Origin of the sequence: Pedobacter sp. SG908 (assembly GCF_011759615.1) — a bacterium.
GTDB lineage: Bacteria > Bacteroidota > Bacteroidia > Sphingobacteriales > Sphingobacteriaceae > Pedobacter > Pedobacter riviphilus.
Genome location: NZ_JAAOYY010000001.1, coordinates 992,385 through 1,017,914, shown reverse-complemented (window position 1 = coordinate 1,017,914; position 25,530 = coordinate 992,385). Strand labels below are relative to the sequence as shown.

General features: G+C 39.3%; 19 protein-coding genes, 1 tRNA gene and 2 riboswitches. Of the genes, 7 read left to right on the top strand and 13 right to left on the bottom strand.

The window, feature by feature from the left end; genetic code table 11:
* The first annotated feature begins 2 nt into the window (after positions 1-2).
* The gene (locus FHT21_RS04365; protein WP_167293535.1) at positions 3-1,319 is read left to right on the top strand and encodes a TldD/PmbA family protein; all 1,317 of its coding nucleotides are present in this window, start codon (positions 3-5) and stop codon (positions 1,317-1,319) included.
* Positions 1,320-1,458: 139 nt separating this feature from the next.
* On the top strand, positions 1,459-3,099 hold the full coding sequence (locus FHT21_RS04360; RefSeq protein WP_167293534.1) for a TldD/PmbA family protein: 1,641 nt from the start codon (positions 1,459-1,461) through the stop codon (positions 3,097-3,099).
* Positions 3,100-3,339: 240 nt separating this feature from the next.
* Here the strand turns inward: FHT21_RS04360 and FHT21_RS04355 are convergent, their stop codons facing one another.
* The 6 genes from FHT21_RS04355 to FHT21_RS04330 all read right to left on the bottom strand — a co-directional run bounded on the left by FHT21_RS04355 (position 3,340) and on the right by FHT21_RS04330 (position 11,623).
* Positions 3,340-4,203, bottom strand: coding sequence for a DUF4397 domain-containing protein (locus FHT21_RS04355; protein ID WP_167293533.1), 864 nt, complete (start codon positions 4,201-4,203; stop codon positions 3,340-3,342).
* Between the two features lie 10 nt (positions 4,204-4,213).
* Positions 4,214-6,982, bottom strand: a complete 2,769-nt coding sequence (locus FHT21_RS04350) for a TonB-dependent receptor (RefSeq protein WP_167293532.1) — start codon at positions 6,980-6,982, stop codon at positions 4,214-4,216.
* Positions 6,983-7,088: 106 nt separating this feature from the next.
* Positions 7,089-8,048: a cytochrome c peroxidase gene (locus FHT21_RS04345; RefSeq protein ID WP_167293531.1), complete on the bottom strand. Its 960-nt coding sequence runs from the start codon at positions 8,046-8,048 to the stop codon at positions 7,089-7,091.
* A gap of 200 nt (positions 8,049-8,248) precedes the next feature.
* A complete protein-coding gene (locus tag FHT21_RS04340; protein ID WP_167293530.1) occupies positions 8,249-8,890 on the bottom strand; it encodes a YceI family protein in 642 nt (213 codons plus the stop codon).
* Between the two features lie 32 nt (positions 8,891-8,922).
* Positions 8,923-10,242, bottom strand: a complete 1,320-nt coding sequence (locus FHT21_RS04335; protein ID WP_208398863.1) for a TlpA disulfide reductase family protein — start codon at positions 10,240-10,242, stop codon at positions 8,923-8,925.
* 79 nt (positions 10,243-10,321) lie between these two features.
* Complete coding sequence (locus FHT21_RS04330; RefSeq protein WP_208398862.1) at positions 10,322-11,623, bottom strand: TlpA disulfide reductase family protein; 1,302 nt, start codon at positions 11,621-11,623, stop codon at positions 10,322-10,324.
* A gap of 161 nt (positions 11,624-11,784) precedes the next feature.
* Positions 11,785-11,882: riboswitch (SAM riboswitch) on the bottom strand.
* Between the two features lie 910 nt (positions 11,883-12,792).
* On the opposite strand from FHT21_RS04330, the gene FHT21_RS04325 reads away from it, so the two are divergent.
* The 3 genes from FHT21_RS04325 (at position 12,793) to FHT21_RS04315 (ending at position 13,854) form a co-directional block, all read left to right on the top strand.
* Positions 12,793-12,863, top strand: a tRNA-Cys gene (locus tag FHT21_RS04325).
* Between the two features lie 4 nt (positions 12,864-12,867).
* Positions 12,868-12,967, top strand: a riboswitch (SAM riboswitch).
* Positions 12,968-13,045: 78 nt separating this feature from the next.
* Entirely contained in the window at positions 13,046-13,225 is a 180-nt protein-coding gene (locus FHT21_RS04320) for a hypothetical protein (protein WP_167293529.1), read from the top strand.
* 47 nt (positions 13,226-13,272) lie between these two features.
* On the top strand, positions 13,273-13,854 hold the full coding sequence (locus FHT21_RS04315; RefSeq protein WP_167293528.1) for a DUF4833 domain-containing protein: 582 nt from the start codon (positions 13,273-13,275) through the stop codon (positions 13,852-13,854).
* Positions 13,855-14,001: 147 nt separating this feature from the next.
* Here FHT21_RS04315 and FHT21_RS04310 read toward each other — a convergent pair whose 3' ends face one another.
* From FHT21_RS04310 to FHT21_RS04295, 4 genes are all read right to left on the bottom strand, one after another.
* A complete protein-coding gene (locus FHT21_RS04310) occupies positions 14,002-14,277 on the bottom strand; it encodes a hypothetical protein (protein ID WP_167293527.1) in 276 nt (91 codons plus the stop codon).
* Positions 14,278-14,366: 89 nt separating this feature from the next.
* Positions 14,367-14,834, bottom strand: coding sequence for a ribosomal protein L7/L12 (locus tag FHT21_RS04305; protein WP_167293526.1), 468 nt, complete (start codon positions 14,832-14,834; stop codon positions 14,367-14,369).
* 43 nt (positions 14,835-14,877) lie between these two features.
* Entirely contained in the window at positions 14,878-16,203 is a 1,326-nt protein-coding gene (locus FHT21_RS04300; protein ID WP_167293525.1) for an amidohydrolase, read from the bottom strand.
* Positions 16,204-16,337: 134 nt separating this feature from the next.
* Positions 16,338-17,180: a helix-turn-helix transcriptional regulator gene (locus tag FHT21_RS04295; protein ID WP_167293524.1), complete on the bottom strand. Its 843-nt coding sequence runs from the start codon at positions 17,178-17,180 to the stop codon at positions 16,338-16,340.
* 336 nt (positions 17,181-17,516) lie between these two features.
* On the opposite strand from FHT21_RS04295, the gene FHT21_RS04290 reads away from it, so the two are divergent.
* On the top strand, positions 17,517-18,140 hold the full coding sequence (locus FHT21_RS04290) for a TetR/AcrR family transcriptional regulator (protein ID WP_167293523.1): 624 nt from the start codon (positions 17,517-17,519) through the stop codon (positions 18,138-18,140).
* 157 nt (positions 18,141-18,297) lie between these two features.
* Here the strand turns inward: FHT21_RS04290 and FHT21_RS04285 are convergent, their stop codons facing one another.
* Positions 18,298-18,837 carry a hypothetical protein gene (locus FHT21_RS04285; protein ID WP_167293522.1) on the bottom strand — a complete coding sequence of 180 codons (540 nt, stop codon included), beginning with the start codon at positions 18,835-18,837 and terminating at the stop codon, positions 18,298-18,300.
* A gap of 180 nt (positions 18,838-19,017) precedes the next feature.
* Here FHT21_RS04285 and FHT21_RS04280 point away from each other — a divergent pair, with 180 nt between their 5' ends.
* Positions 19,018-19,911: a winged helix-turn-helix domain-containing protein gene (locus tag FHT21_RS04280; protein ID WP_167293521.1), complete on the top strand. Its 894-nt coding sequence runs from the start codon at positions 19,018-19,020 to the stop codon at positions 19,909-19,911.
* 328 nt (positions 19,912-20,239) lie between these two features.
* On the opposite strand, the gene FHT21_RS04275 is transcribed toward FHT21_RS04280, so the two are convergent.
* Both FHT21_RS04275 and FHT21_RS04270 read right to left on the bottom strand, forming a co-directional pair.
* The gene (locus tag FHT21_RS04275; RefSeq protein ID WP_167293520.1) at positions 20,240-22,438 is read right to left on the bottom strand and encodes a glycoside hydrolase family 3 C-terminal domain-containing protein; all 2,199 of its coding nucleotides are present in this window, start codon (positions 22,436-22,438) and stop codon (positions 20,240-20,242) included.
* A gap of 52 nt (positions 22,439-22,490) precedes the next feature.
* Positions 22,491-25,307 carry a TIM-barrel domain-containing protein gene (locus tag FHT21_RS04270; RefSeq protein ID WP_167293519.1) on the bottom strand — a complete coding sequence of 939 codons (2,817 nt, stop codon included), beginning with the start codon at positions 25,305-25,307 and terminating at the stop codon, positions 22,491-22,493.
* Between the last annotated feature and the right edge of the window lie 223 nt (positions 25,308-25,530).

The following is a 25,530-nucleotide window of genomic DNA, read 5'->3' as shown; positions in this document are numbered from 1 at the left end:
TTATGGCCATATTAAGTAAAGAAGAAGCCCAAGCGATATTAAAAAAAGTAATCGGTTTTTCTAAAGCCGATTTCTGCGAAGTAGGTTTAAACGGTTCTGATGGCGGAAATATCCGTTATGCCCGTAACGCTGTTTCCACCGCAGGTCAGATCAGCACCATGAGTTTAGGGGTAAGCTCCACTTTTGGTAAAAAAACAGGTACAGCTACCATTAACGAATTTGATGATGCCTCTTTGCAAAAAGTAGTAAAAAGAGCAGAAGAACTGGCTATGCTTGCACCAGAAAATCCTGAGTTTATGCCTCCATTAGGCCCGCAGACTTTTGCAGAATCGAATACGTACAATGCTAAAACTGCCGCTATGACACCTGATACTAGAGCAGAAATGGTAGGAAAAAGTTTAAGTGTATCCAAAGCAGCAGGTTTAGATGCAGCTGGTTTCTTGGAAAACTCAACCCGTTTTAACGCGATCATGAATTCTAAAGGTTTGTTCGCCTATAATAAAGGTACCGATGTTTCTTTTTCGGTAACCGTTAGAAACAAGCAAGGAACAGGATCAGGCTATGTTGAGCAAGGTTTTAATGACCTCGATAAAATGGATACGCTGGCGCTTAGTAAAATTGCAGCAAGCAAAGCAAATGGTTCTGCAGGTGCAAAAGCCATCGAACCAGGGAAATATACTGTTATTTTAGAACCACTTGCAGCCAGCGATATTATCGGCAACATGTTTAGGGGTTTTGATGCCAGAAGTGCTGACGAAGGACGGAGCTTTATGAGCAAAAAAGGTGGTGGCACCCGTTTAGGAGAACAATTGTTCTCAGAAAATGTAAATATCTACTCTGATCCAATGAATACTGAAATCCCATCTTCGACATTTACTGGCGAAGGTTTACCAGTAAAAAGAACACAATGGGTTGAAAAAGGGGTAGTTAAAAACCTGTCTTATTCAAGATATTGGGCTGCACAGAAAAATGTTCAACCGCTTCCTTTTAGCCGCAGCATGATCATCGAAGGTGGAACACAATCTTTGGAAGATCTGATCAAAAGCACCGAAAAGGGCATATTGGTTACCCGTTTCTGGTACATCCGTTCTGTAGATCCTCAAACGTTATTACTGACTGGTTTAACACGTGATGGTACTTTTTACATCGAAAACGGCGAAATTAAATTCCCGATCAAGAATTTCAGGTTTAATGAGAGTCCGGTGATTATGCTGAACAATGTGGAAGCTTTAGGTAAACCGGTGAGAACGGGAAGTGGATTAATTCCGCCGATGAAAATCCGCGATTTTACGTTTACTTCACTATCGGATGCGATTTAATTGAATCGTCATCTCAACCGAAGTACAGACATAGGCGATTCGTCATTCCCGCGCAGGCGGGAATCTTAAAGCTATTGCATTACGATTCCCAATCAAGTTGGGAATGACGACCAACTTAAGAATTTAAAACTACTAAAAATTGAGAAGAAGAGATTTTCTATACATGACAGGCGTTGGTATTGGTGCCAGCATGATGCCCAACATCCCTGCCTTTGGCAAAATTATTTCTGTTGAAGAAGCTTTAACGCCGGTTGATGTTGCCTTAAAGAAGAAAATGGCCGATGTTGCACTAAACGCTGCAAAAAGCAAGGGTGCAACGTATGCCGATGTGCGTATAGGACGATATTTAAACCAGGTTGTGGCCACAAGAGAAACCAGGGTCGAAAACATCTCTAATTCCGAATCGTATGGTTTAGGCGTGCGCGTTATCGCCAATGGAAGCTGGGGTTTCGCAGCAACCAACAACCTGGATAATGCCAGTATTGCAAAAGCTGCCGAGACTGCCGTAGCCATTGCCAAAGGAAACTCAAAGCTGATGGAAGAGCCTGTGCAATTGGCTGCACAAAAGGGGTATGGCGAAGTTAGCTGGAAAACACCAGTTGAAATTAATGCCTTTGAAGTACCCATTGCCGATAAAGTTGATCTCCTCTTAAAAGTAAACAGTGAGGCCATGAAAGGTGGTGCAAAGTACATCAGCTCCAATCTCTTTATGATCAATGAGCAAAAATATTTTGCTTCTACCGATGGTTCTTATATCGATCAGGATATCCACAGAATATGGCCAACCTTTACCCTAACCAAAACTGATGCGGCCAGCGGTAAGTTCGAAACCAGAAATGCCTTAAGTGCACCAATGGGCATGGGTTTTGAATACCTGAAACCAAAAGAAGAAGAAAAAATTAAAGGTGGCCCGGTTACAATGTACAAAAAGCGTTACGATATTTTGGAGGATGTACGCGAAGCAGCTGTACATGTTGATGAAAAACTAAAAGCCAAACCTGTTGCCCCTGGCAAATACGATCTGGTTTTAGATCCTTCTCACCTATTCCTAACCATTCACGAATCTGTTGGTCACCCGACAGAGTTAGACCGCGTTTTAGGTTATGAGGCGAATTATGCAGGAACCAGTTTCTTAACGCTGGATAAATGGGAAAGCAAAAAATTCAACTTCGGCAGTAAAGAGGTAAACATCATTGGTGATAAACTAGAAACAGGTTCATTAGGCGCCGTGGGTTATGATGATGAAGGCGTAAAATGTGGCCAATGGGATATTATTAAAGATGGGATTTTGGTAAATTACCAGACCATCCGCGATCAGGCACATATTTTAGGTTTAAAAGAATCACAGGGTTGTTGCTATGCAGATAGCTGGGACAGTATTCAGTTTCAAAGGATGCCAAATGTTTCATTAGCCCCCGGAAATGTAGCCCTAAGTGCTGCCGACATGGTTAAAAATGTAGAGAAAGGGATCTACATGTTCGGCCGAAATTCTTATTCTATCGATCAGCAACGTTATAATTTCCAGTTCAGCGCACAGCTGGCCTACGAAATTAAGGAAGGTAAAATTGTAGGCATGTTTAAAGATGCTGCTTACCAAGCCAATACACAAGAATTCTGGAACTCGTGCGTGCAACGCTGCGATAAAAGCGATTACAGGTTGGGCGGAACATTTTCAGATGGAAAAGGTCAGCCAGGACAAGCAAGTGCCGTTTCACACGGAAGTGCCACTACCCGTTTTAATGGGGTTAATGTGATTAATACCGGAAGGAAATTGGGGTAACTTCTAAAGAAACGTCATCTCAACTGAAGTGCGACGGAATGGAGAGATCTATAAGCCATATTCAATTCATAGATTTCTCGACTACGCTCGAAATGACGACCACGATTAAGAAACAAAGGGGCATTCTATCCAGACATGCCCCTTTTTCTAACCAAATATAAACCTGTTAAGAGCCAGGAGTTTCTTTATCCATCTTTTTCTATCGGTCGGTGTCTCACCGACCTAAATTTGCATATGCTATTAATTGTGCGTAATAATAGTAGCTGTAATACCAGGTACTCCCCCTACTGTACCATTAATATAAACCGTATAAATTTTCCCGGCCTCGAAAGTAGCGGCATTCAGCGTATTGTTAGTTAGTGGAATGGTAACCTTAGTAATATTATCCTTTATTAATAGGCTAAGGTTTGTACCTGCGTCGATTTCTTTAAAAGGCCCTAGTGTTTTCCACGTTAAACCTTCAATCACAGCAGGTGCTTTTCCAGAGGTGTAAGGAATTATGGTTTGGTTACCAAAATTGCCATAAGCCACAGCAGTAAATATTTCTGTACCTGCGGCATAAGTAAGGTCAACTTTTGGTGCATCCGGCGAAAAATTGGCAAACCTAATTTTGGCTTTTCCCGATGCAGGAAGCGTAAGATCATCGTAAACGAGGATCAAACTATCAATATTACCTGGATTTAAGGTACTGGTTAATCTTTTTTTAACCGTGAACAAACTGTGCGCAAAATTGGCAATAGGTCCATTTGGACCAGCAAATGATGCCGAATTTGTTTCTTGTATAAAATTTGTACTGCCTCCGAAAATATAAGAAGCCTTGTACGAAGCTTCCGTTCCTTCGGTTAAGTTGAATTGTACCTTTCCAAACTGGGTATCGAGATAACCAGAAGCCGTATTCCGTTGAAGTGCGGTTGCGGTAACTTTTCGGGTAAAGTCCCAAAAATTAACAGCTACGGTTGATTGCCTTGCATTGATAAACTTCACCTTAGCACTTAAAGCGGGTCTGTCGCCAGCATTTATATCGAGGTAATCTGTTTTTTTGCAGGAAGCAAACAAAGTAGTGGCTAGTGCAAAAAATAATATTGGAAATTTATAAATTCTCATATGCTTCATTTTATTTAAAAGTGGCCGAAAGCCTGATAAATGGTTGTAAACCTGTGCTAGTACCCGATTGTGCAGCACTCGGTGAATTTGTTCTGGTAATATTGCTTCCAGGAGCAGGAATAGAATAATCGCCAAGCACATTGAACAGATTATTTACCCCAACCGTGGCCTGCAATACCGGGGTAATCCTATAACCTGCAGAAATATCGGTGATCCAGATCGGGCTATAGGTTTGATAATAATAATCAGGTTTAGGAAAACTGGCATTCAATTGGCTCACTGCCGATACAAAACCAAAATATACGCTGCGTAATAAAAAGTTAAACTTATTAATATTATATGTTCCCTGAAGGGTGATCTTGGTTTTTGGAATACTGCGCGTTACCCGAACCTCTTCACTTTCGTCAAAAATGATATAGCGATAAGCTTCAAGCCCCTTCGGTGTGTTTACTTTTGTTAAAGTAGTTTTCTGCAGGTTTGCCCCAGCTAAAAAAGCTACATTACCTCCATTAGGGAGCAAAAAGCGGTAGCTTCCTGTAAATTCAATTCCCCTCGTTCTGGTGCTAAAAGAATTATAAAAGAACTTGGCCTGTACAGTACCCGTCTGTACAAACAATGCCCTTACATCGGCAGGTAAGTTAACATCCGTTGCAGAAAAACGTCCGGTATTCCCTACACGGTCTTTAATATCAATCTGATAAGCATCAACCGTCAATTCAACATTTTGGATTGGCTGTGAAGTTAATCCAGCAGAATAACCTTTCGATTTTTCGGGTTGAAGCGACGGAATGCCCAAAGCCTTTGTTGCAGGATTAACATTGTTTGCCGTAACCTGATCAATTGCTACACCATTCTGAAAGGTAGTAGAAGTTTCGGTATAATAAAACTGTGCCAGATCGGGAGCCCTGAAACCGGTATTAAAACCGCCTCGAACGGCTAACCATTTTGCAAAACCATATCGGCTTGCTGCTTTATAGGTAGTTACACTACCAAAATCAGAATAATTTTCTACCCTTATTGCGCCTGATAAAAGCCATTTATCGGTTACATTCAGTTCGAGATCTGCATAAGCCGCAGAAATAGAACGTTTTACATTTACTTCATTGGAAGGCCTGAAACCAGCATGGATCTGCGAACCTGGTGAAAGCCCATTTAATGGAGTACTTCCGGCAGCTACAAAATATGGTATTCCGCCTGTAGTATAACCAATAGAATAAATGGGGCTTAAATCTGCTTTCGAATAAGAACCTTCTTCACCTGCAATAATCTGGTAGGTTTCTACACGGTACTGACCACCAAAGGCAACGTTTAATCCGTTAAGCACTTTATCAAATTTCCTCGAAAAATCTAAACTTCCGCTATTCTGTGAAGCGTTATAGCTACCTGCATTAAAAGTACGCGGTGTTTTTTGACCTAAACTGGCATTCAGCGTATTGCTGATAATATTATCAAAAGCATTTCTACCGTACACATTCGAGACATCAAAATTCCATCCGCTTATCTTGCCCTTTACACCTATTGCCAAATATTGATCAGTAATGATGTTATCCATAGCCGGCAAAAATCCATCTGGATAAACAAAAGTATTGTTCCTTTCTGTCCATCCTGGCAAACGGTAAACAGCTGTAAACTGCGAATTGCGGTGGCTGATCCCACCAAATGAGTACACTTCAAAACCATCTTTCAAGGGAATTCCGGCATTGAACGATAACAAACCATCTTTTGATTTATTCGTCGAGCCACGCTGATCAAAATAGTGGCGATCAATGCCTCGGCTGGCAATAATGGCATCATCAATTTCTTTGGTGTAAATCTGATCGAAGCCCCGCGTGTTTGCTCCTCCACCATAAGCCGGACCAATGTATATTCCATCTGAGTAATTGCCAGAAGGAAGCGATACTGCCTGTGTGGCATATTCGCCGGTGATGTTGAGAAAACCTTTTGCACCTAATTTAAGTCCGATATTGGCATTGGTCCTGGTGGTTAATCCATCACCTCTACGCCGGATACTTTCAATGGTACTTGCGGTAATTTCATCGGCAGTATTTTTCAATACCACGTTGATTACCCCGGCGATGGCATCCGATCCGTATTGGGCCGCAGCACCATCGCGTAAAATTTCGATACGATCTATCGATCCCACCGGGATGGCATTCAGGTCGTATCCTGTAGCGCCATTGCCCAAACCACCCCAACTGATGTTGGAGCTTTTATGTCTTCTTTTGCCATTTACCAAAACCAACACCTGGTCTACCCCCAGTCCTTTTAACTGCACGGTAGAAGTTGCCGATGCGGCATCGCCACCACCCGAAACCGAAGAGTGAAAAGATGGCGAAACATACTGGAGTAATTGCGTTACGCTGGCCTGTGGGGAGGTCTGTTGTAATGTTTTTAAATCGATCACATCAACTGGAACAGGCGAATTGAGTTTGGTACGATTGGCATTCCTTGAACCTACAATCTGCAATTCGGTTAAAGTGTTGTCGGCCTGTTCGAGCGAAACGTTCAATTTCGTAGATGATCCAATTTCGATGGTAGCGGTTTTATAACCGATATAAGAAACCTCGATAAATCGCCCGTTTTTGGTAGAAATTTTAAATACTCCATCCTTATCGGTAACGGTAGAACCATCGAGCCCTTTGATCTTTACAGATACTCCTGGTAATGGCGTTTTATCTTCTGCAGAAACAACCAGCCCCGTGATGATTCTTTGCTGGGCAGCTAATTTGGAGTAAGCGACTGTAGTTAACAGCAATATTAAAAGTAGTTTTATCTTCATTTTATTTATTTTGGAATAGACATACCAATGGCCATCCACCTTATTTTGAGTGGAAAAAATGTGTTAAAAATTAAGTTTTAAAGGTTTTTGATCTGGCTATGCCTATTTAATCATTTTTGTTTTTGAATCTATCATCGGTTAGCGAAAGTAAAAAAGCCTCTATATCGTTTATTTCAGTTTCGCTCAAGCCTAACGGTTTATTTAAAGAAAGATCCCTGTTTTTCCCATTTTTGATTACCGCATCTGGGTTATTGTAATATTGGATTACTTCTTTTAGTGTTTTAAACATTCCATTGTGCATGTATGGTGCCGTAATGCCAACGTTTCTTAAACCAGGTATTTTAAAATGCCCTTTATGCTCAGGGTTGTGTGTTACCTCAAATCTGCCCTGGTCTTTTAGCTCTAATTCATTAAATAACCCAATTCCTTTAAAACGGTCGGCGGTAAAATCTTCGCCCGAATGGCAATTGTTACAATTGGCTTTTCCGATGAACAACATTCTGCCTCGCTTTGCATTTTCAGATATAGCTTTGTCATCACCATTAATATACCGATCGTAAGGGCTGTTTGCGGTTTCTAATGTTCTTTCGAAAGAGGCAATGGCCAGTAGCAAATTCTTTTGTGTAGGCGGAGAATTGAAAATCTTCTGGAATAACACTGTATAATCCTTATCTTTTTGCAAGCGATCAATGGCATCGGCAATGGGCAGGTTCATTTCTACCGGATTGATGATGGGCTGCAAAGCCTGATCTTCCAAAGAAGCAGCTCTGCCATCCCAAAATAAGTTTGGCCTGCCTGAAAGATTAGTTACCGACGGCGAATTACGCGTTCCTTTGGCTCCCCCTACGCCTAAACTCACGGCGCTGGTGTCTGCAAAAGCAAACTCTGGTTTATGGCAAGAGGCGCAACTAATGCTTTTATCTTTAGAAAGGATCGGATCAAAAAACAGTTTTTCGCCCAAACGTTCTTTGCTGTTAATTACAGCTGGATCGTCTGCACCGAAGCCCGCCATTAGGATCACTAACACGATAAGGCTTAGGGGAATTATGAGTTTGCTTCTTTTCATTGTTTTATTCGGTTCGGATCAATTTGTCGTCAATGCTGAATTTAGTTCAGCATATTTTCCGCATGATAGACCCTGAAATGAATTCAGGATGACGACTTTAAGGATTCTTCACTGGCGTTTAGAATGACAACCAGATATATAGCTAGCGGCAGGGAGAACCACACATCCTCCCATCACCCCTAACCTTAACAAGAGATTCTTTAATTATTAGCAACAAGCTGTACATTCAGTTCAAAATCGTCATAAATGGCTTTGTCGCCCAGGTTTTCAAAAAAGCTTTTCGACCTGAATTTGATATCGTACTTGGTTCTATCGACCGTAATTTTTGCATTGGCAATTACTTTATTACCTTCTTGTTTAACTGTTGCTGGAAAACTGATTTCATTCGTAATGCCTTTAATGGTGAGCTTTCCCTTAACATCATAAGTTCCTGCACCTGTACTTTTGGCAGAAGTGATATTGAATGTAGCTTTATCAAACTTATCAACAGCAAAAAAATCAGCACTTTTTAAGTGCCCCAATAGTTTTGCATTGGTTTCTTTATCCGTTAAATCGGTAACCGCAATGGTTTTTGTATCGAGTTCGAAACTACCGCCTTTTAGCACTTTATTATCTAAAGTCAGCGATCCAGAAGTTACATTGATGGTGCCTGAATGTTCTCCAGTTACCTTTTTAGCTAACCATGTTAATTTACTTTGTTCAGGGCTTACTTTATAGTTTACCAATTTCCTTGATGTGGCTTCGGTAGCTACCTTTAGTTTAGGTTTAGGCCCGTTTAAAGCTATGAAAGATGAAGCTACAACTGTGGTAGCAATAAGTGCAATCGTTTTATACTGTAACATGTTATATATGGTATTTAGTTTTGGTGGTTTAGTTATTTTCCATTTGCTTGTGCCTCAAAATAGGCTGCTGATGGTACTGGTTCTGCGATTAATTCATCCAGAACTTTATTGAATTTTTTCTCGTAATCATCGTAATATTTACCTGTAACGGTACCAGTGTAACCCGTGTATATTTCGCGTACTTCTCCTTTTCTATCGATAATAATGGTGGTTGGATAAGCAATGAATTTGTTTAATGCCGGAAGTTTATCGGCAACCAATCTTTTATCGGCCAATCCGCCAAATAGGATATCGTATTTAATGTTGTATTTATCGCGAAGCTTTCCAAGTGTATATTTTCCATACTCAAGATCATCTTTCTGCTCGAAACCAATGGCGATGGCTTCTACCCCTCTTTTCGAATTTTTATTGAACCAAGGAGAAAGGAATACGGTTTGGTCGGTACAGTTGGGGCACCAGGTACCCACCAGTTCTACAATCACAACCTTGCCTTTATATTTATCATCAGTTAACGAAACAGGTTTGCCATTCAGATCGGGAAAAGTAAAAGCAAGTTTTTTAACACCTTCCTTTAAATGTGTTAGTTTATAAGGATCTGGCAATTCTGCCTTACTGTCTTTTACGCCGGTAAACTTTAAGTTATCGTAAATGCCCTGGCTAATTTCACCCGAAAGTGTACCGTCTTCGTTAATGGTACCCTTATAAATTTTAGGGCTTGGTCCACTAAAACCAGAAAGTACAAATTGGTTTCCCTGTACGGTACCTTCAAGCTCACGGCTATCGCCGGTTACCTGCATAATTACACCAGTAAGTTTATTTCCTTCTTGTTTTAATATGGCAACTTTGTTTGGAACAGCTTCTTTAGAAAAACCTTTAAACTCCCATTTACCAGTTAAATTGGCAACAGGTGCAACGTCTTTTCCCGGCTCAACAAAACGGTAAGATTTACCTTGCTCTGCAGTAAAAGGCAAAGCATTGCCCTGCAAACCCGGCACCAGGCTTCTATATTCGCCAGAGATCCGGCCATCACTTTCAATTTTGGCCACCAAAGCTGCATCGTAAGTATTCATTTTGATAAATAGTGAATCCTGTCCCAGGTATTTGATGTGGAAATCGTCTCTCCGCGTACCGTTTAACAGCGTAAACGTGGCATGCGCTGCATCTTTTCCTTTCAATTCGAAATTAAAAGGCACTTCTGTTTCAGCTACCTTAAAAACACCGCGCCAAATTCCTTCTTTTATAAATTTTTTGGCTGTTTTCGGTTCTTCATGCACCTTATTTACAGCAAAGGCTGTTGTAGAAATGAGCGATGCCAGTGCCAGCACCTGCATTTTAGCAAAGTAAGTTTTCATCTTGTATAGTTTTAAGTGTAGGTTAAAATATAGGCTGCAATGAAATACAGCCTAATATTTTGTTTATACTTAGTTTAGGTTATTTACTTTTTAGTGTTTCTGCTGAAGCCAGTTTTTCGGGTACTGGTTCAGCAATCAGCTCGTCGAGCACTTTGTTAAATTTGGTTTCGTAATCGTTAAAGTATTTTCCGGTTACGGTGCCTGTATAGCCGGTATAAATTTCTCTTACATTTCCTTTTCTATCGATAATGATGGTTGTTGGAAAAGCAATGAATTTATTTAGCGCAGGCAGTTTTTCAGCCACTACTTTTTTATCGGCAATGCCACCAAACAGGATATCGTAAGTGATACCATATTTCTCTTTCAATTTACCCAACGTGTACTTGGCATATTCGAGATCATCTTTTTGTTCGAAACCAATCGCAATGGCTTCCACGCCTCGTTTTTGGTTCTTTTTAAACCATGGCGAAAGAAAAACCGTTTGATCGGTACAATTTGGGCACCAGGTACCAATCGTTTCAATAATTACGACCTTACCTTTGTATTTATCGTCGCTCAAGGAAACATTTTTCCCTGTTAGATCTGGAAAGGTAAAATCAAGTTTTTTATAACCTTCTTTAAGAAAAGTAAGCTTGTAAGGATCAGGAAGCTCGGCATTTTCGTTGCGCTGGCCATCAAATTTCAGGTTTTTATAAATTCCGAAACCCTGTTCGCCAGTAATGCTGTTATCGTCGTTAATTTTTCCTTTTACAATAAAAGGGCTTGGTCCGGTAAAGCCAGACAACTCAAATTCATCACCCTGTACAGTACCTTCAAGCTCCCGTGTATCGCCCACAACAGTCATGATTACTCCGGTAAGTTTATTTCCATTCTGCTTTAATAAAGCAATAGATGCTGGTACAGCTTCTTTGGTATAGGTTTTTATTTCCCACTTGCCAGAGATATTGTGTTTTGGTGCGATATCTTTTCCAGGTTCTACAAAGCGGTAATTTTTACCATGCTCTGCTACAAAGGGAAGTGAATTGCCCCTGAAACCAGGTACCAGACTGCGGTATTCGCCTGATAAAGTGCCATCAGTTTCTATTTTTGCCACCAAAGCAGCATCGTAAGTATTCATTTTTACATAGATGGAATCATCGCCACGTCGTTCAACATGAAAATCATCACGTCTGGAGCCATTAATTAAGGTTAAAATTGCTGTTTGAGGGTTTTTACCTTTTAATTCGAAATTAAACGGCACTTTTGATTCGCTTACATTAAACTCACCCCTCCAAATCCCTTCTTTTGGGAATGGTTTTGCCACCCTGGCTGATGCAATGCCTCCCAGTAACAGGACTGAGGTGGTTAGGCATGCAATTCTTGAGGAAATTTTCATTTTCATAATCATCATTATTAGTTAAACACTATCGTTTTAGAGTTTTTAATAACAAGGCACAATTTCTCCCACAGAAAACCATATAGCACAGATACAGGCTGTTTAAACAACTGTTATGCTTTTAATGAAATCCCTAACAGGAAACGTGAGTTTACTTGTTATTGGTTAATTTATAATCTATTGCTAGATCAGTTTGAGCACTTTTTCCTATGGAAAGTTGCTAGAAGTTCAACGAGTACTGACTCTCCCTTCTTCTGTATAAATCAACTAATTAATGGTGGTGAATTAATTAGAGTAATAACCTAAACTAGTGGTGGTGATTAGTTTGGGCTGTTCCTGATACCCCGGCAACTTATTGACTTAAATACATGACCACCATAATATTCTATCAAAAGGCCCCGGGGTACCAGGATTTTTAAATAAGAATATCTGAATGAAAACCTTTAACAGGTGATCTGTATCTTAGCTTATATTAGCGGCAACAGCAGTTATACTGATCTGAATAATTGATCAGGGGATATGGCTGAGGTTGTCTGCGGAGTTTCATCTTGAACGTAAATTTGCTAGTGAACTATTATTTTTTTTTGTAAATGTATAAACTTCGTTTAATTTAAACAAGTATTCCTATAGATTTTATAGACTTTATTAGTAAACAATTGATTTACAGAAATATAATTTACAATTAAAGAAGAAATTGGACTGAGGGAATTATGCAAGGGCATAGCATTAGGCCGTTCGGAGAGGCAGGTATCTTAACAAGAAAGCAAAAGAGTAGTGATGATAGGTATACGCGAATCGTCATTTCCTTTCGCTAAGCAAAGGAAATGACGACCGATTTTCTAAATCAGTCTTTGTTAACGCAGTCAAGAATCTTTAACCTTAATTTATTGAATACTAAAGTCATCTTGTAAATCTAGTTGCATCCGATAACTATCGGATCACGATGGCGAGTTGTATGCGAGTAATCGTCATCCTCACCTTGTTTCAGGATCTACCTGCAATTTATTTTAAATACACAAACAACTAAAAACCAATAAATTATACCATAAAACAAGCTCAACAATCAGAAATCTCACAAAAAAACTACTATTTCTATAGAAATTATAGTAATTAATTTTTACTTTTGCTGAGTCTTCTTCAAAAAGTGAATCTAAAGCTACTTGAAAAGACCATATAGTCATGTGGCCGAGTGGTTAGGTAAAGGTCTGCAAAACCTAGTACGGCGGTTCGATTCCGTCCATGACGTCTAATACTTATCAAGAAAGACGTAGGGAATGGCCCTTTGATGTCTTAGCAACCTGTTGCGTAACAAGGTGCTAATTCCTTCTGCAATGGCAGAAAAGATGAGTTTGAAAGCAGATTTCTTAACTGTTTTCGGCGAACAATCAATGGCCATCCCTTCCAAATTGGTAACCTAAACTTAATAATATGTCAGTTTATTTTGATTATCCATCCATCAGGGATTTTTTCGAGATCCACGGAAACACTTCCTGCGAAAAATTAGATGATTATGAACATTGTAAGGCAGAATCAGACCGGCTTTATAATGAACAGCTTAATGAGATCGATGAAGAAATTCTACATGATCAACCCAAAACCGACACCTAAAAATTATTCAAATCTTTTAAAAGCTCTCTTAAATAAACAAGCCTAAAATGTATTTAACACCACCTAGACTACTCATTCTACTTAAAACCTCGTTCATTATAGTTTTAACCTTTTTCCTCTTTTCACCCCAAACATGGGCACAATCGAAAGATCCATCCCCACTTAGTTTTCCTACACCTAAAAATATAGATCATATGCTGTTTTACCTCCAGCGTGATCCGAATACGAACACTTTAATTTATGCATTAAATCTCAAAGAAAACGGGACTATCAATACCGATGCTCCTATTCAGGTTTATTGGATCCGGTATGGTGAAAAAGGACAGAAAAAGGATCTCGGTTATATCCAACGCAAGTTTGCCTACGGTATCGACACGAAGGCCCTTGGAGCCGATAAATATGAATTTAGGTTTGTATCACACAAAAAATTACCATTTTACCTGCAAAAGTATAGCGATAAAAGCTATCACGTCTCGGTGACCATAAACAACCGAACCATTAGGGTTGCCCGATTATTTATCAGGATACAGGGTGGCAGTTTCTGGCTCCCAAATGTGAAGTATGCAGAGGTTGAAGGTATTGATGAAGCAACGGGTAAACCAATAGTTGAGCGGATAAGTGTAAAGTAAACTATTCTTCATTATATTTAGTTATCTTGTAATAAGGTCCTTCTACCCTGCTCAGGATGACAACCTCTTGAGACTTTTCTTATGGTAAAAACAAAGATGGTCTGTGAGACACAGACCATTGATTCACCTCGTTTATGACACAATTGATTATTTCGGCTCTTTTCTATTATCAATTGCAGTATTAAAAGTCTTATTAAATTCACCTTTTATCCACTGTACTTTTCCGTTCAAAGGTATAGATGGTGCAACAATGTAATTTCCGGTTTCGCTATCAAGGATTACCACCATGTTGTTGGCATTTACTTCCGTGTGATACCTTCTGCCGGTTTGGTCTTGTCCGTTTTTAAAACTGATGGCGGTGAACATCAATCCAGCGCCTAAAAATCCCAACAAAAGGGATTTTGCGTCTAATGTAATTTTCATATTCTTAAGATTTTTTGTGTGTAAAATCAAGTTAAGAATTCTACTCCCTACATTCTAATTCTATCAGAAATATTGCAATATGTTTGTCGCTAAATTTTAAACATAAAATAGGCTAAAGCTGCTGCAATCAAAATAATGATCAACAGTTTAATCAAAAAGTTTTTGGGTGGATTTTGGTTATTTGTAACATTCGCAGAGACGATATTTTTAACATCGGTATCCCTGCTTTGTTGCATCATATTGCCGCTAACCTTAAACTGCATCAGTTTTTCAATATAATCTTTACTTTCTGCCAGCCCTAAGCCCGTAACATCCTTATAGTGTTTAATGGCATTCAACTTATTGCCCTGACTTAAAATAACCAATAGCTCTGCATCCAGATCTGCCAGATTAGTTACAGGCTGATTTACTCCTTCTTCTAAGGCATCTACATAATCTTTGGCTTCTTTTAAACCGCAGCCACTGTGATCTTTAACTACCTTAACAGCTGCTACTTTCTGGTTTCGTGAGAGAAATAACAATGCTTTTTGCTTTGCTTCGGGACTAACATTAATCATAACTTTAAGCTAGCAAAATATGAACCAATTACGTGTACATAAATCAGAAAACCAGATTCCCTTCATGGATCAATGATTTAACAGGAGATACACGTGATACAGCCTCTGCAGAACAACTGGCATCAACCAGTACCAGATTAGCTTTATCTCCTGCTTTTGGCCACTGCCTTTTTCCCTGGTCATCTAAAGGAAGAATATTACCCGTTGCCAGTTTCAATATTCTAGAAAGTTCAAATTCTGTACGATAGCCGTAAATTTGAGCAGCAATATTGGCCTTTTGCAAAATGCTTCCTGTACCAAAAGTATTCCAATGGTCAACAATACAATCATTACCTGCTACTACTTCTACACCATGTTTGTACAGTACAGGAACAGGCATCGGATTACCAGAAAGTGGAATGGTTGAAGCAATTCCCATTTTTGCAGCACCAAGTTTTTCAGCTATTTCTTCCGTTTTAGTTTTATCGAGATACCTTAGTGCAAAAGCATGACTCACATAGGTTTTTCCTTTTAATACTGGGTTTTCCATTACTTTATCAATCAGGTATTCGATTGTTCTTAGGCCAGATTCACCAGGCTCATGAAGATGAATGTCAATCCCTTTTCCATTATCTAAAGCTAACTGTACTACAAAATCCATGTGTTTCTCAATACCGCCATCAATAGAAGTTGGATCAAGGCCACCAATAAAGTCTATATCCATTTTGGCTGCTTCTTTTAACAGTTCTGCAGATTTGGTATAAAATATGCCGTGCTGAGGGAAAGCTACTAACTCTGCCTGAAAAGATTTCTTTTTATGCAACAATGCGGTTTCTAAATGCTTCAATGAATCTAATCCAGAAGTAGGATCGATATTCACATGCGACCTTGCGTAACTGGTTCCGTATGACTGAAGCAATTCAATCAATTTTTCTGAACGTGGTATAGAAGTTTTTAAAAGCTCTGGGATTACCTGTTGCTCAAAAGCGATCATATCTTTTACAGATCTGTTCTTTTTCAAATGTGCCTGCCATGGTAATCCATAATAGGTTTTATCCAAGTGGATGTGCATATCCCTGAAAGCCGGAAGCATCAACAGTCCCTTTGCGTCGATAGCTTTTGCATTTGGGTTATTAGGTAGCACCTGCTTCAACTTACCATCTTCAATCGCAATAATGAAAAGTTCGGTTTTTGTTTTAATTACCTCATCCTGATCATATTCGAATCCCGTTTCGAGCCTAACATTTTTTAATGTTAAAGTTTTTCCTGAGAAACGGTCTACATTTTCATCTGCAATGGCCTGTTCTGCTGATAGTAAACAGGTACTCGCAAGCAAAATGGATGAGCTTTTAATAAAATCTTTTCTCGAAATCGAATTTGGGTTTATCATAACAGGATTCTTTATCACAAAAATAATATTCTGTTATGTTTATGAATAGTAGGATTTATATTAAAAATTGTATCATTTATAACTACCCATAATTATTTATCAAATTTAAGCACTAAATTTTGTGCAATTCACTACTAACCTCGAAATGCACGTGGGGTAATCCGGGTTTGATTTTTAAAGAATTTAGAAAAATAAGCCACATCATAAAAACCGAGGTCGAAAGCAATTGCTTTAATAGGCCTTTCGGTTGTCAGTAAAACCCGCTTTGCTTCGAGAATTAAACGTTCGTGGATCAGTGCTGTGGCTGACACATGAAAATGCCTTTTGCATAGCATATTCAGGTAATTTGCCGAAATATTTAACTGATCGGCATAAAATGCAACAAGTTTTTCCTTCTTATAATGCATATCAATCAGCGAACGGTATTTAAACAACACCGGTTTGGTTTGGTAAACCGTTTGGTTATCGAACAATGTTTGTGCCTCTTCACTAACCATTAGCGCAATAAGCCTGATCCTGGCATTGATAATTTCCCAAAGTATGGCAGGTTTTGCGAGTTCAGATCTGATACTCCGAAATTCGTACAAAATTTTCTCGTAAGCGTCAACACTCAGATTAATAACGGGATAGTTTTGATATAAGATTAATGAAAAGCGCAAAGAGTTAGCCAGGGTTTCGAATATGCTCCTGCTAATCATAAGTTGATGGGCATGGGTTTCTTCGCCTAGCTCCCATTTATGGATCTGTTCAGGAAACAATAAATGCAACTGACCTCCAGTAACCTGATGATCTATAAAATCGATGGTGTGTATACCACTACCTTGCTCAAAAAGCATAAAAAGAAAAAAATCGTGCTTGTGTGGTTTTTCAATGGATCTTTTCCCAATTATTTCATGATAAAGCAAATTATTTCCCGAATCTTGATCAGGCCAAAACTCACTAATATCAAGCGTAGGAAAATTTGCAATCACATCCATCGATGAAAAATACCATTTTTGTATAGAAGTTACGAAAAAAAGAAGATGGAAAGCGAATGAAAGGAATTCCTCATTATTCTGCTATTCTGCTTCCCTGAAGTATCAGACCAGACATGTTGCCGTGTATATACGGCGCAATGAGACCTGATACCCTCAGAATGAGCAGGATGAGCGTCACAAAACTAAAATAAGTTAATACAGTTTGATTATAGTGAAGATGTATACAATCAATTTATATATTTCTTCCACAGAACAAATATACAATATATCACCAATTGGTGATAAAAATAATTAAAATTGATTGTGTATTTTTCCCACACGATTATTTTTCATCACATGGAGCAGAAAACAGGGATTAAATCGTTAAGAAACAAAGAAAAAAGCAAACAGAAATTTTTAAATGCAGTAGAGAAAATACTCCATACTAAAGGTTTCTCAGGCCTTAAGATTAACGATATCGCACGTACTGCAGGCCTGGACAAAAAATTGATCTATAACTATTTCGGTGGAAAGGACGAACTCATTGACGAATATATCCGCTCCCAGGATTTTTGGAGCAATGTAAAAGATGAGTCGGGAGGCCCTGTAATTAATGATGGAGGGAAAACATTCTGTAAAACAATGCTCCTCTCCCAATTTGATTATGTTTTCAAAAATAAGGATTTACAGAAAATTTTGCTCTGGGGCTTAATAGAAAACCGTAAATCGCTAAAAAAACTCGCAAACGATCGTGAAGAAAGCGGCGCACGCTTATTTGAAAGTATTACCGACCCTCATTTCAAAGAAAACGCCAAAAGATACAGGGCCATTATCGCATTGCTGATATCGGGAATTTATTATTTGGACATATACGCCACAACAAACGACTGCACTTTCTGCGGACTAGACCTAACAAGCACAGCGGGAAGATCGGAAATTGAAGATGCGCTGAGTTTTCTGATTGATAAGACTTATGAGTAAGAAAATCGGGAAGAAAGTTTTTGGCAACATTCTTCCCGATATACAAATACGTGCCTGGTATTTTCTTTTAGCAAACGTGTCTTGTTTTGCCTTCTACAAAAACGATAAGATATAGGCACAAAGCAAAAGCATACAACGTATTTTATAATTTATTTGTTCAGCAACCGCCTTTGCGAGGAATACGTTTAAAAATTACTTTACCATATCGTTCTACATACTCGGCAGATACTATTGGGTATGAATACTTTGGCGCAGATGATACGACATGGCTTCTTATAATTATTTTGTCGTTAACTTTCAGGTTATACAATTGCTCGAGCTGAGACTTTTCCGGCTCAAATTTTACAATGTAATCGGCACCATTAATCCTAGCCATTACGCCAAAACCTAGCCTTGATCCTGGCGGAAGAGAAAGAGAGGTTATAACGGCTTCCATATCGGTAAAAGCACTTACATGCTCCCTTATTTTAGCAGCACCGGCATGCACTTTTTTACCCGAGGGAGACGCTTCCCATTTTTTGAACCTTACACCATCAGGGCTGGCCTCCCATTTTTTCAGTTCGGCTTCCCTTTCGGCAGCAGACAGGTTTTTTGGGCTTGGTCTTTTAGATGTTTCATTTTTAATTTCACGATTGGCAAATACTAGTCCGCTTACCACAACCAGCGGTAAGATCAGCACATAAATAACTTTTTTCATATTTCTGCAGGTTTAATTAACGTTGATCTATCTGCTGATAAATCAGATACATTTAAGACATTTTTTTTATTTTTCATATCTTTTTAAAGTTGGTGCAACAAAAATACTTTGATATCTTTCCGTATGAAGAACCAGAATTGTAAATAAAAATGTAAACTTTGTAAATAAAAACTTGACACTATGCTTAATAGTCGAAATCATTTCTCTGGAAAAGGTAAATACCTTTTTGGATTCATGCTAGTTTTGTTTATCTCTGTAATTTGCGTGGCATTCGGCATGAACGGCAGTGAGGATTTTGATTTCGACCGAAGAGAAGTTTTGCTCCGTCGGATCGGACATGAACTACTCCTACAGTCGGGCGACAGTACATCGAGGGTACTCCCGATAAAAAAGATTGCTGAAAATGAGTACCAGATCGAATTTGAGAATGAGTTTACTTTTCAACCCAACTTACTGGTGAATACAACGAGGCATTTGTTGGCCAAAGACCCGATGGCAGGTGATTACGTTGTTAAAGTTCTGAACTCTGACAACTCCAGTGTAGTCTATGGATATGCTATATCCAAAAATAAAAAAGATGAGATTATAACATGCATAGGAAGAAAACAACCGAGGGCACGTTACATGATCAACATTAAATTGAAAGAGACCGGCATAAATACAGCAAAGAACGGATATCTTTTGGGCAGCCTGCCTTTTTTAGCCTTAGTTGGTTTTATTTTTTTTAGATCTATTAAGCCGCGAAGAGCCTTACCTCGTGATGATCAGCATGCAGACATAATTGCTTTGGGTTCAGTTCTGTTTGATGCGAAAAATCGTAAGCTCACCAAAAATGAAAAGGTGATAGACCTAACCGGTACTGAAACACGTTTATTGCTCATCTTCGCACTTTCTCCCAATGAAACGATAGAGAGAAGCCGACTGCAAAAAGAGATATGGGAAGACGAAGGTGTTATTGTAGGGCGTAGTTTGGATATGTTCATCTCAAAACTTAGAAAAAAACTGGAGCTCGATCCCAACATCAACATTGTTGTTATACGGGCTAAAGGATATAGACTCGAAATTAACACTTAAGAAAAATCTTCTCTCTCTGAATTAAGCTTATTGGATTCGATTTGGCATCTTTAAGAAATCTCAATATAGGTCCATATCTACAACAGGCAGAAATTTGATGATGACAATGATGGTCTGTGAGGGCACCGACCACGGAAAAGATGCCAAAAATCGGGCATCATTTCCTTTGGCTAAGCAAAGGAAATGACGATTTATCTTAATTTATCACTTCAATGTTCTTCAGTTAAAAGCTAACCTCTCAGGTTGACAATTATATATTTATGGTACAGTCTCTTTTGATTTAAAGGAGAACCTTTAACATCATCAATTTTCAATCACCTTATAAACACTACTTAACCGTAATTTTCAATTTTTGAGAAATATGATTTGATGAGTTGCCTAACTGCAGTATAAAATCACCAGCTTCCACGTTCCAGTTCTTTTTAGTTTCATCGTAGAAGGCCAAGTCTGCTATTTTTAACCGAAGTTCAACTGTTTTAGTCTCTCCAGGCTTCAAGAAAACTTTTTCAAAAGCTTTAAGTTCCTTTACAGGCCGCGTTACGGTACATACAGGATCATGTACATACAATTGAGCAACCTCGGCACCATATTTTGCACCGGTATTTTTTACGGTAAATGAAATCCGTACGGTATCACTTTTGCTGTAATTTTTTTTATCTGATGATAACGGCCCTAAATCGAAACTGGTATAGGAAAGACCATAACCAAATGAAAATTGAGGTGATATTTTTTTGGTATCAAACCAGCGGTATCCTACCAGAATATCCTCTTTATAGAACTGGTTGATACTATCACCAGGATAGGAAATTTTACCATAAAAATGTGCTGCATTATCTTCTAATTTTTTAGGAAAAGAGAACGGCAGTTTGCCAGAAGGATTTACCTCGCCCGAAATCACATCTGCCAATGCTTTTCCAGCTTCAGAGCCGAGATACCATCCTTGAATAATAGCGGGTACATTGTTTATCCATGGCATTGAAACTGCATTACCGCTGAGCAGCACTACAGCCGTATTTTTATTAACTTTCAGCAAAGCATCAATTAGTTTATCCTGTCCAAAAGGAAGGCTTAACGAACGACGGTCGCCACCTTCACAATCCTGAAAATGATTTTTATTAAGTCCACCGATAAAAAATACTATATCTGCTTGTTTCGCCACCTCAATTGCAGCAGACGCCAAAGAATCGGCATTTAGCTTGGATGGTTCCTCGCGCCCATAAAGCGATGGCCCGGAAGCATAACCAAGGCTGTAAACAATATGATCTTTGCCATATTTATCGATCAATCCTGCCAAAGGTGATTTTTCATAAGCCACCTTGAGTGACGATGACCCTCCACCGATTACCAGGCTCCGGTCAGCATTTTCTCCAATGACTGCAATTTTTTTGAATTTTCCGTTTGGAACAGGGAAAAACTTATTTTCATTCTTTAAAAGTACAATTCCTTCCTGAGCGATTTTGCGGGCTGCCTCACTATGTTCTGGAGAAACGAAACGACCAAAAGGCCTATTTTGGCTCATTGTGGTACGAAAGATCAATCTAAGTATACGGCGTGCTTTATCGTCGAGCAAAGCGATATCATATTTCCCTTCTTTAATCCCTTTAAGGAAGGGATTAGCCAGATAATATGATGAGTAAGGAAACTTCCCTTTGGTAGTTAAACCATCGGTATAGGTACCCATTTCCAGGTCGAGCCCATTGTTAACAGCCTCGTCCGTGCTATGAACGCCACCCCAATCGCTAATTACAACCCCATCAAATGCCCAATCTTTCTTTAAAATCTTGTTTAAAAGTAAATCGTTATGGCAACAATGCTGACCTCTAAACTGGTTATACGAACCCATTATAGACCATGCCTTGGCTTCCTGTACAGCGGCCTTGAAAGCTGGCAGATAAATTTCGTTTAGTGCACGGTCGCTTAAATCAACATTGATATGACCACGCCACTCTTCTTGATTGTTTAGTGCAAAATGTTTTACACAGGCAGCCACTCCGTTAGACTGTACGCCCTGAATGTAAGGAACCACCATTCGGGAACTGAGATAGGGATCTTCTCCCATATACTCAAAATTACGTCCGTTTAACGGGGTACGGTAAATATTTACACCAGGCCCTAACAGTACCGTTTTATTCCGATAACGGGCTTCCGCTCCGATAGATTGGCCATAAAGCAAAGATAATTTAGGGTTAAAGGAAGCCGCCAGACAGGTAAGTGCCGGAAATGCGGTACAAGAATCATTCGTCCAGCCTGCTCCTCCCCATTCATCCCATAAAACTTCCTCACGGATTCCATGAGGTCCATCGTCGGTCCATACTTCAGGTATACCCAAGCGGGGTACACCTTTCGAACTGAATTTTGATTGCGCATAACAGAGAGACACTTTCTCTTCGGTAGTCATTAGCGAAAGTGCATTTTCAACGCGCCTCTCAATCGGCTGGCTCAAGTCAAGATAAACTGGCTGTTTTTGCTGTGCGTGCGTCAATAAAGAAGTGCATATTACTGTTATCGTTAATAATATTGATTTCATTAATTGTGTGTGTATATATGTATATATATGTGTGTGTTTGCGACAAAATCTATTAAAGCCTTACTATTGTTTTGGTACCATCATAGCGAACGATCTTCGGCGCTGCATTTGTTTTGCCAATAACAACTACTCGGAAAGTCCTGTTGCTTAACATGCCTTGGAAATTACCTTTACGTTTATTGATTACAAGGATGTCTTTATTGTTTGAATATTCGAAATCGATGGTAGAAAAAGCACCTTTTTCGTAATTATAGTTATTGCCTTCATCTTCGTATAAACTAAACTTTCCATCCTTGCCTTTATAAACGCGAATCTCAATGTTATCAGGTTTCTTTTCCGAGCTATACTGCATTACCTCTCCAACAGGCAAAATAGTACCAGCAGGAACAAATAACGGGATGCGTTCAAGTGGGGCTTCAATATTCAGCTTCTGCCCACCTTCAATCTGTTTTTCGCTGTAGAAATCATACCAACGGTTTCCTGCAGGGAAATAAACTTCGCGGCTACGCGCTTTGTAGCTATAAACGGGACAAACCATTAGCCCGGAACCAAAAAGAAATTGGTCGCTTATGCCATAGGTCTGCTGATCAGCGGTATAATCCATTGCAAGCGATCGCATTAAAGTATAATCTTTATGGTAGGCCATTCCTGCTAGCGAATAAATGTAAGGCATCAGGCGGTAGCGTAGTTCATCGTAATAAACCAAACTTTTGTAAACCGGATGACCTTCTGGGGCCAGGTTGTAAATTTCGCGGTAAGGGAACTGGCCGTGACTGCGGAATAGCGGGCAGAATGCTCCAAACTGAAACCAACGCAGGTTCAGTTCGCGCCATTCTTTAAGGTCTTCGTTCTCTTTTCCTGTTTTATCAAAAAGAAGCTGGCTATCACCATACCTTTTTTCTACGCAAAAGCCACCAATGTCCATCGTCCAGAAAGGAATACCAGACATAGCAAAATTTAATCCTGCAGGGATCTGTGCTTTAAGGTCTTCCCACCTTGATGCAATATCGCCACTCCATGTAGCGGTAGAATACCTTTGTAAACCGGCAAAACCAGATCGAGTTAACAGAAATACCCGCTTGTTATTATCTGCTTCACGCTGCCCGTTATAAATAGCATTGGCATTCATCAGGGCATAGGCATTAAAGTATTTTGTGGAAGAGCCCAGTGCAGTAGGGCCACACAGTTTTTTGCGGTACTCCATATCGGTACAATCGCGAATGTTGGGTTCAGAAGCATCCATCCACCAGGCATCGAAACCCTTCACGTATAGGTTATCTTTCATCTGTTTCCAAAAGAGTTTTTGTGCATCGGGGTTATAGGCATCATAAAAAGATCCTACATATCCAGAGCCAATCCAATCACGTATGCTATCTTTCACGGCCTGCATGTACATCCATCCTTTATCATTAAACTGTTTAAAATGTGCTGTTGTGGTATAGAATTTAGGCCATACCGATATCATGATATTCGTATTTTCTTTATGTACCGAATCTACCATTCCTTTGGCATCTGGAAACCTTTTCAGGTCAAATTGATGGCTTCCCCAAGCATTTTCGGGCCAATAACTCCAATCCAGTACAATATTATCAAGCGGAATCCTACGCTTCCGGTATTCACTTACCACATTTAATAGCTCATCCTGAGTTTTGTAACGCTCACGGCTTTGCCAAAAGCCCATGGCCCATTTTGGCATAATGCTCGCCTTGCCTGTCAGCGTTCGATAACCACTTATTACCTCATCCATGTTTTTACCAGATACGAAATAATAGTCCATCTTATCGCCCATTTCTGACCAAAAAGATATATTACCATTTTTCTCTATCGGAGAGGAAGAAAGTGCTTTAAGGCCAACATAAGAAACACCTCCATCGGGTTTCCACTCCAATCTTATTTTGGTGCGTTTTCCCTTTGTTAGCGGAAAAGAAAACCTGAAAGTGTTCGGGTTCCAGGAAGTTCTCCAACGCTCTGGTACCACCAATTTTCCATCAAGCCATACTTTGGTATAGCCAGCATAATAGAGGCTGAATTTATAAATATCTGTATTATTGGAAAGGATCGATCCTTCCCAAACCACAGACCCGTTATTAAAATTAAAATCTACTGGAAATTTCTTTACTGTTGTCAGATTTTCATAATCAATAGCTGACTCCTGACGAACAATAGTTGCGCTCCCTTTGTTGGTATAGGTTGCCGTTAGCGCACCTTCCTTGCCGTCTTTATCGAAAAGGCTAAACTGGTTTAGGTCTTTGTAATCTCTGGGATCCCCGTATTTACTCTGCGAATAATTGTCCCATAGGATGCCGTAATTTTTTGTAGACATTATGAAAGGCACCGAAACTTTGGTATTGTACTGAAAAAGATCTTCGCTTTTATGTTTATAATTAAAATCATCAGACTGATGCTGTCCAAGACCATAAATTGCCTCGCCAGATGTACCCGAAAAAACTTGCTGAAAAGTATAGCCTTTATCGTTTTCTACAGTTAAAGGGCTGAAGGTTCTTTTAGCCTCTTGAAGCAATACTTTTCCAGACTTATCAGTGAAAGAGATCTTACCCGAAATCAGAGAAATTTTTACAGTAATATCTTTAGTGGACAGTTGTGCAAATGATGTAGTTTTTGTTACCTTGAAGGGAACTGTTGGTTTAAGCCCTGGCACCACGCACAGGCTGGTAACCTGGGGAATAGTATTTTCGGGTGAAGCCTGCACCCGTATAATCTGGCTGTTCACAACATTTATTTCAATTGTCTTAGCTGCTCCTGTCTTTGGATGAACTTTTATACCATCCTGTAGTGTTTCAACAGTATCTACTGCAAGTAGCTTTGTTGTAACAAGCAACAATAGTATAAAAAAAGAGAATCGTCTCATAAAAGGGATAGTGTGTTAAATGGTTAGAATAATGTTGTTTGATTTTTATGTTTCAAAACTACAATACCACATTTTGGACACAGAGCAGTAATGTTAAATATGTAAGTAGAAATGTTAACACCATGCAACCTTAAGCCATTTTAGCCCTTTAAATCGTGTTGGAAGCGTAATTCACTTTATTTATTGTTTTGTGATAAAAGAATATATTAAAAAAAGGAATTTG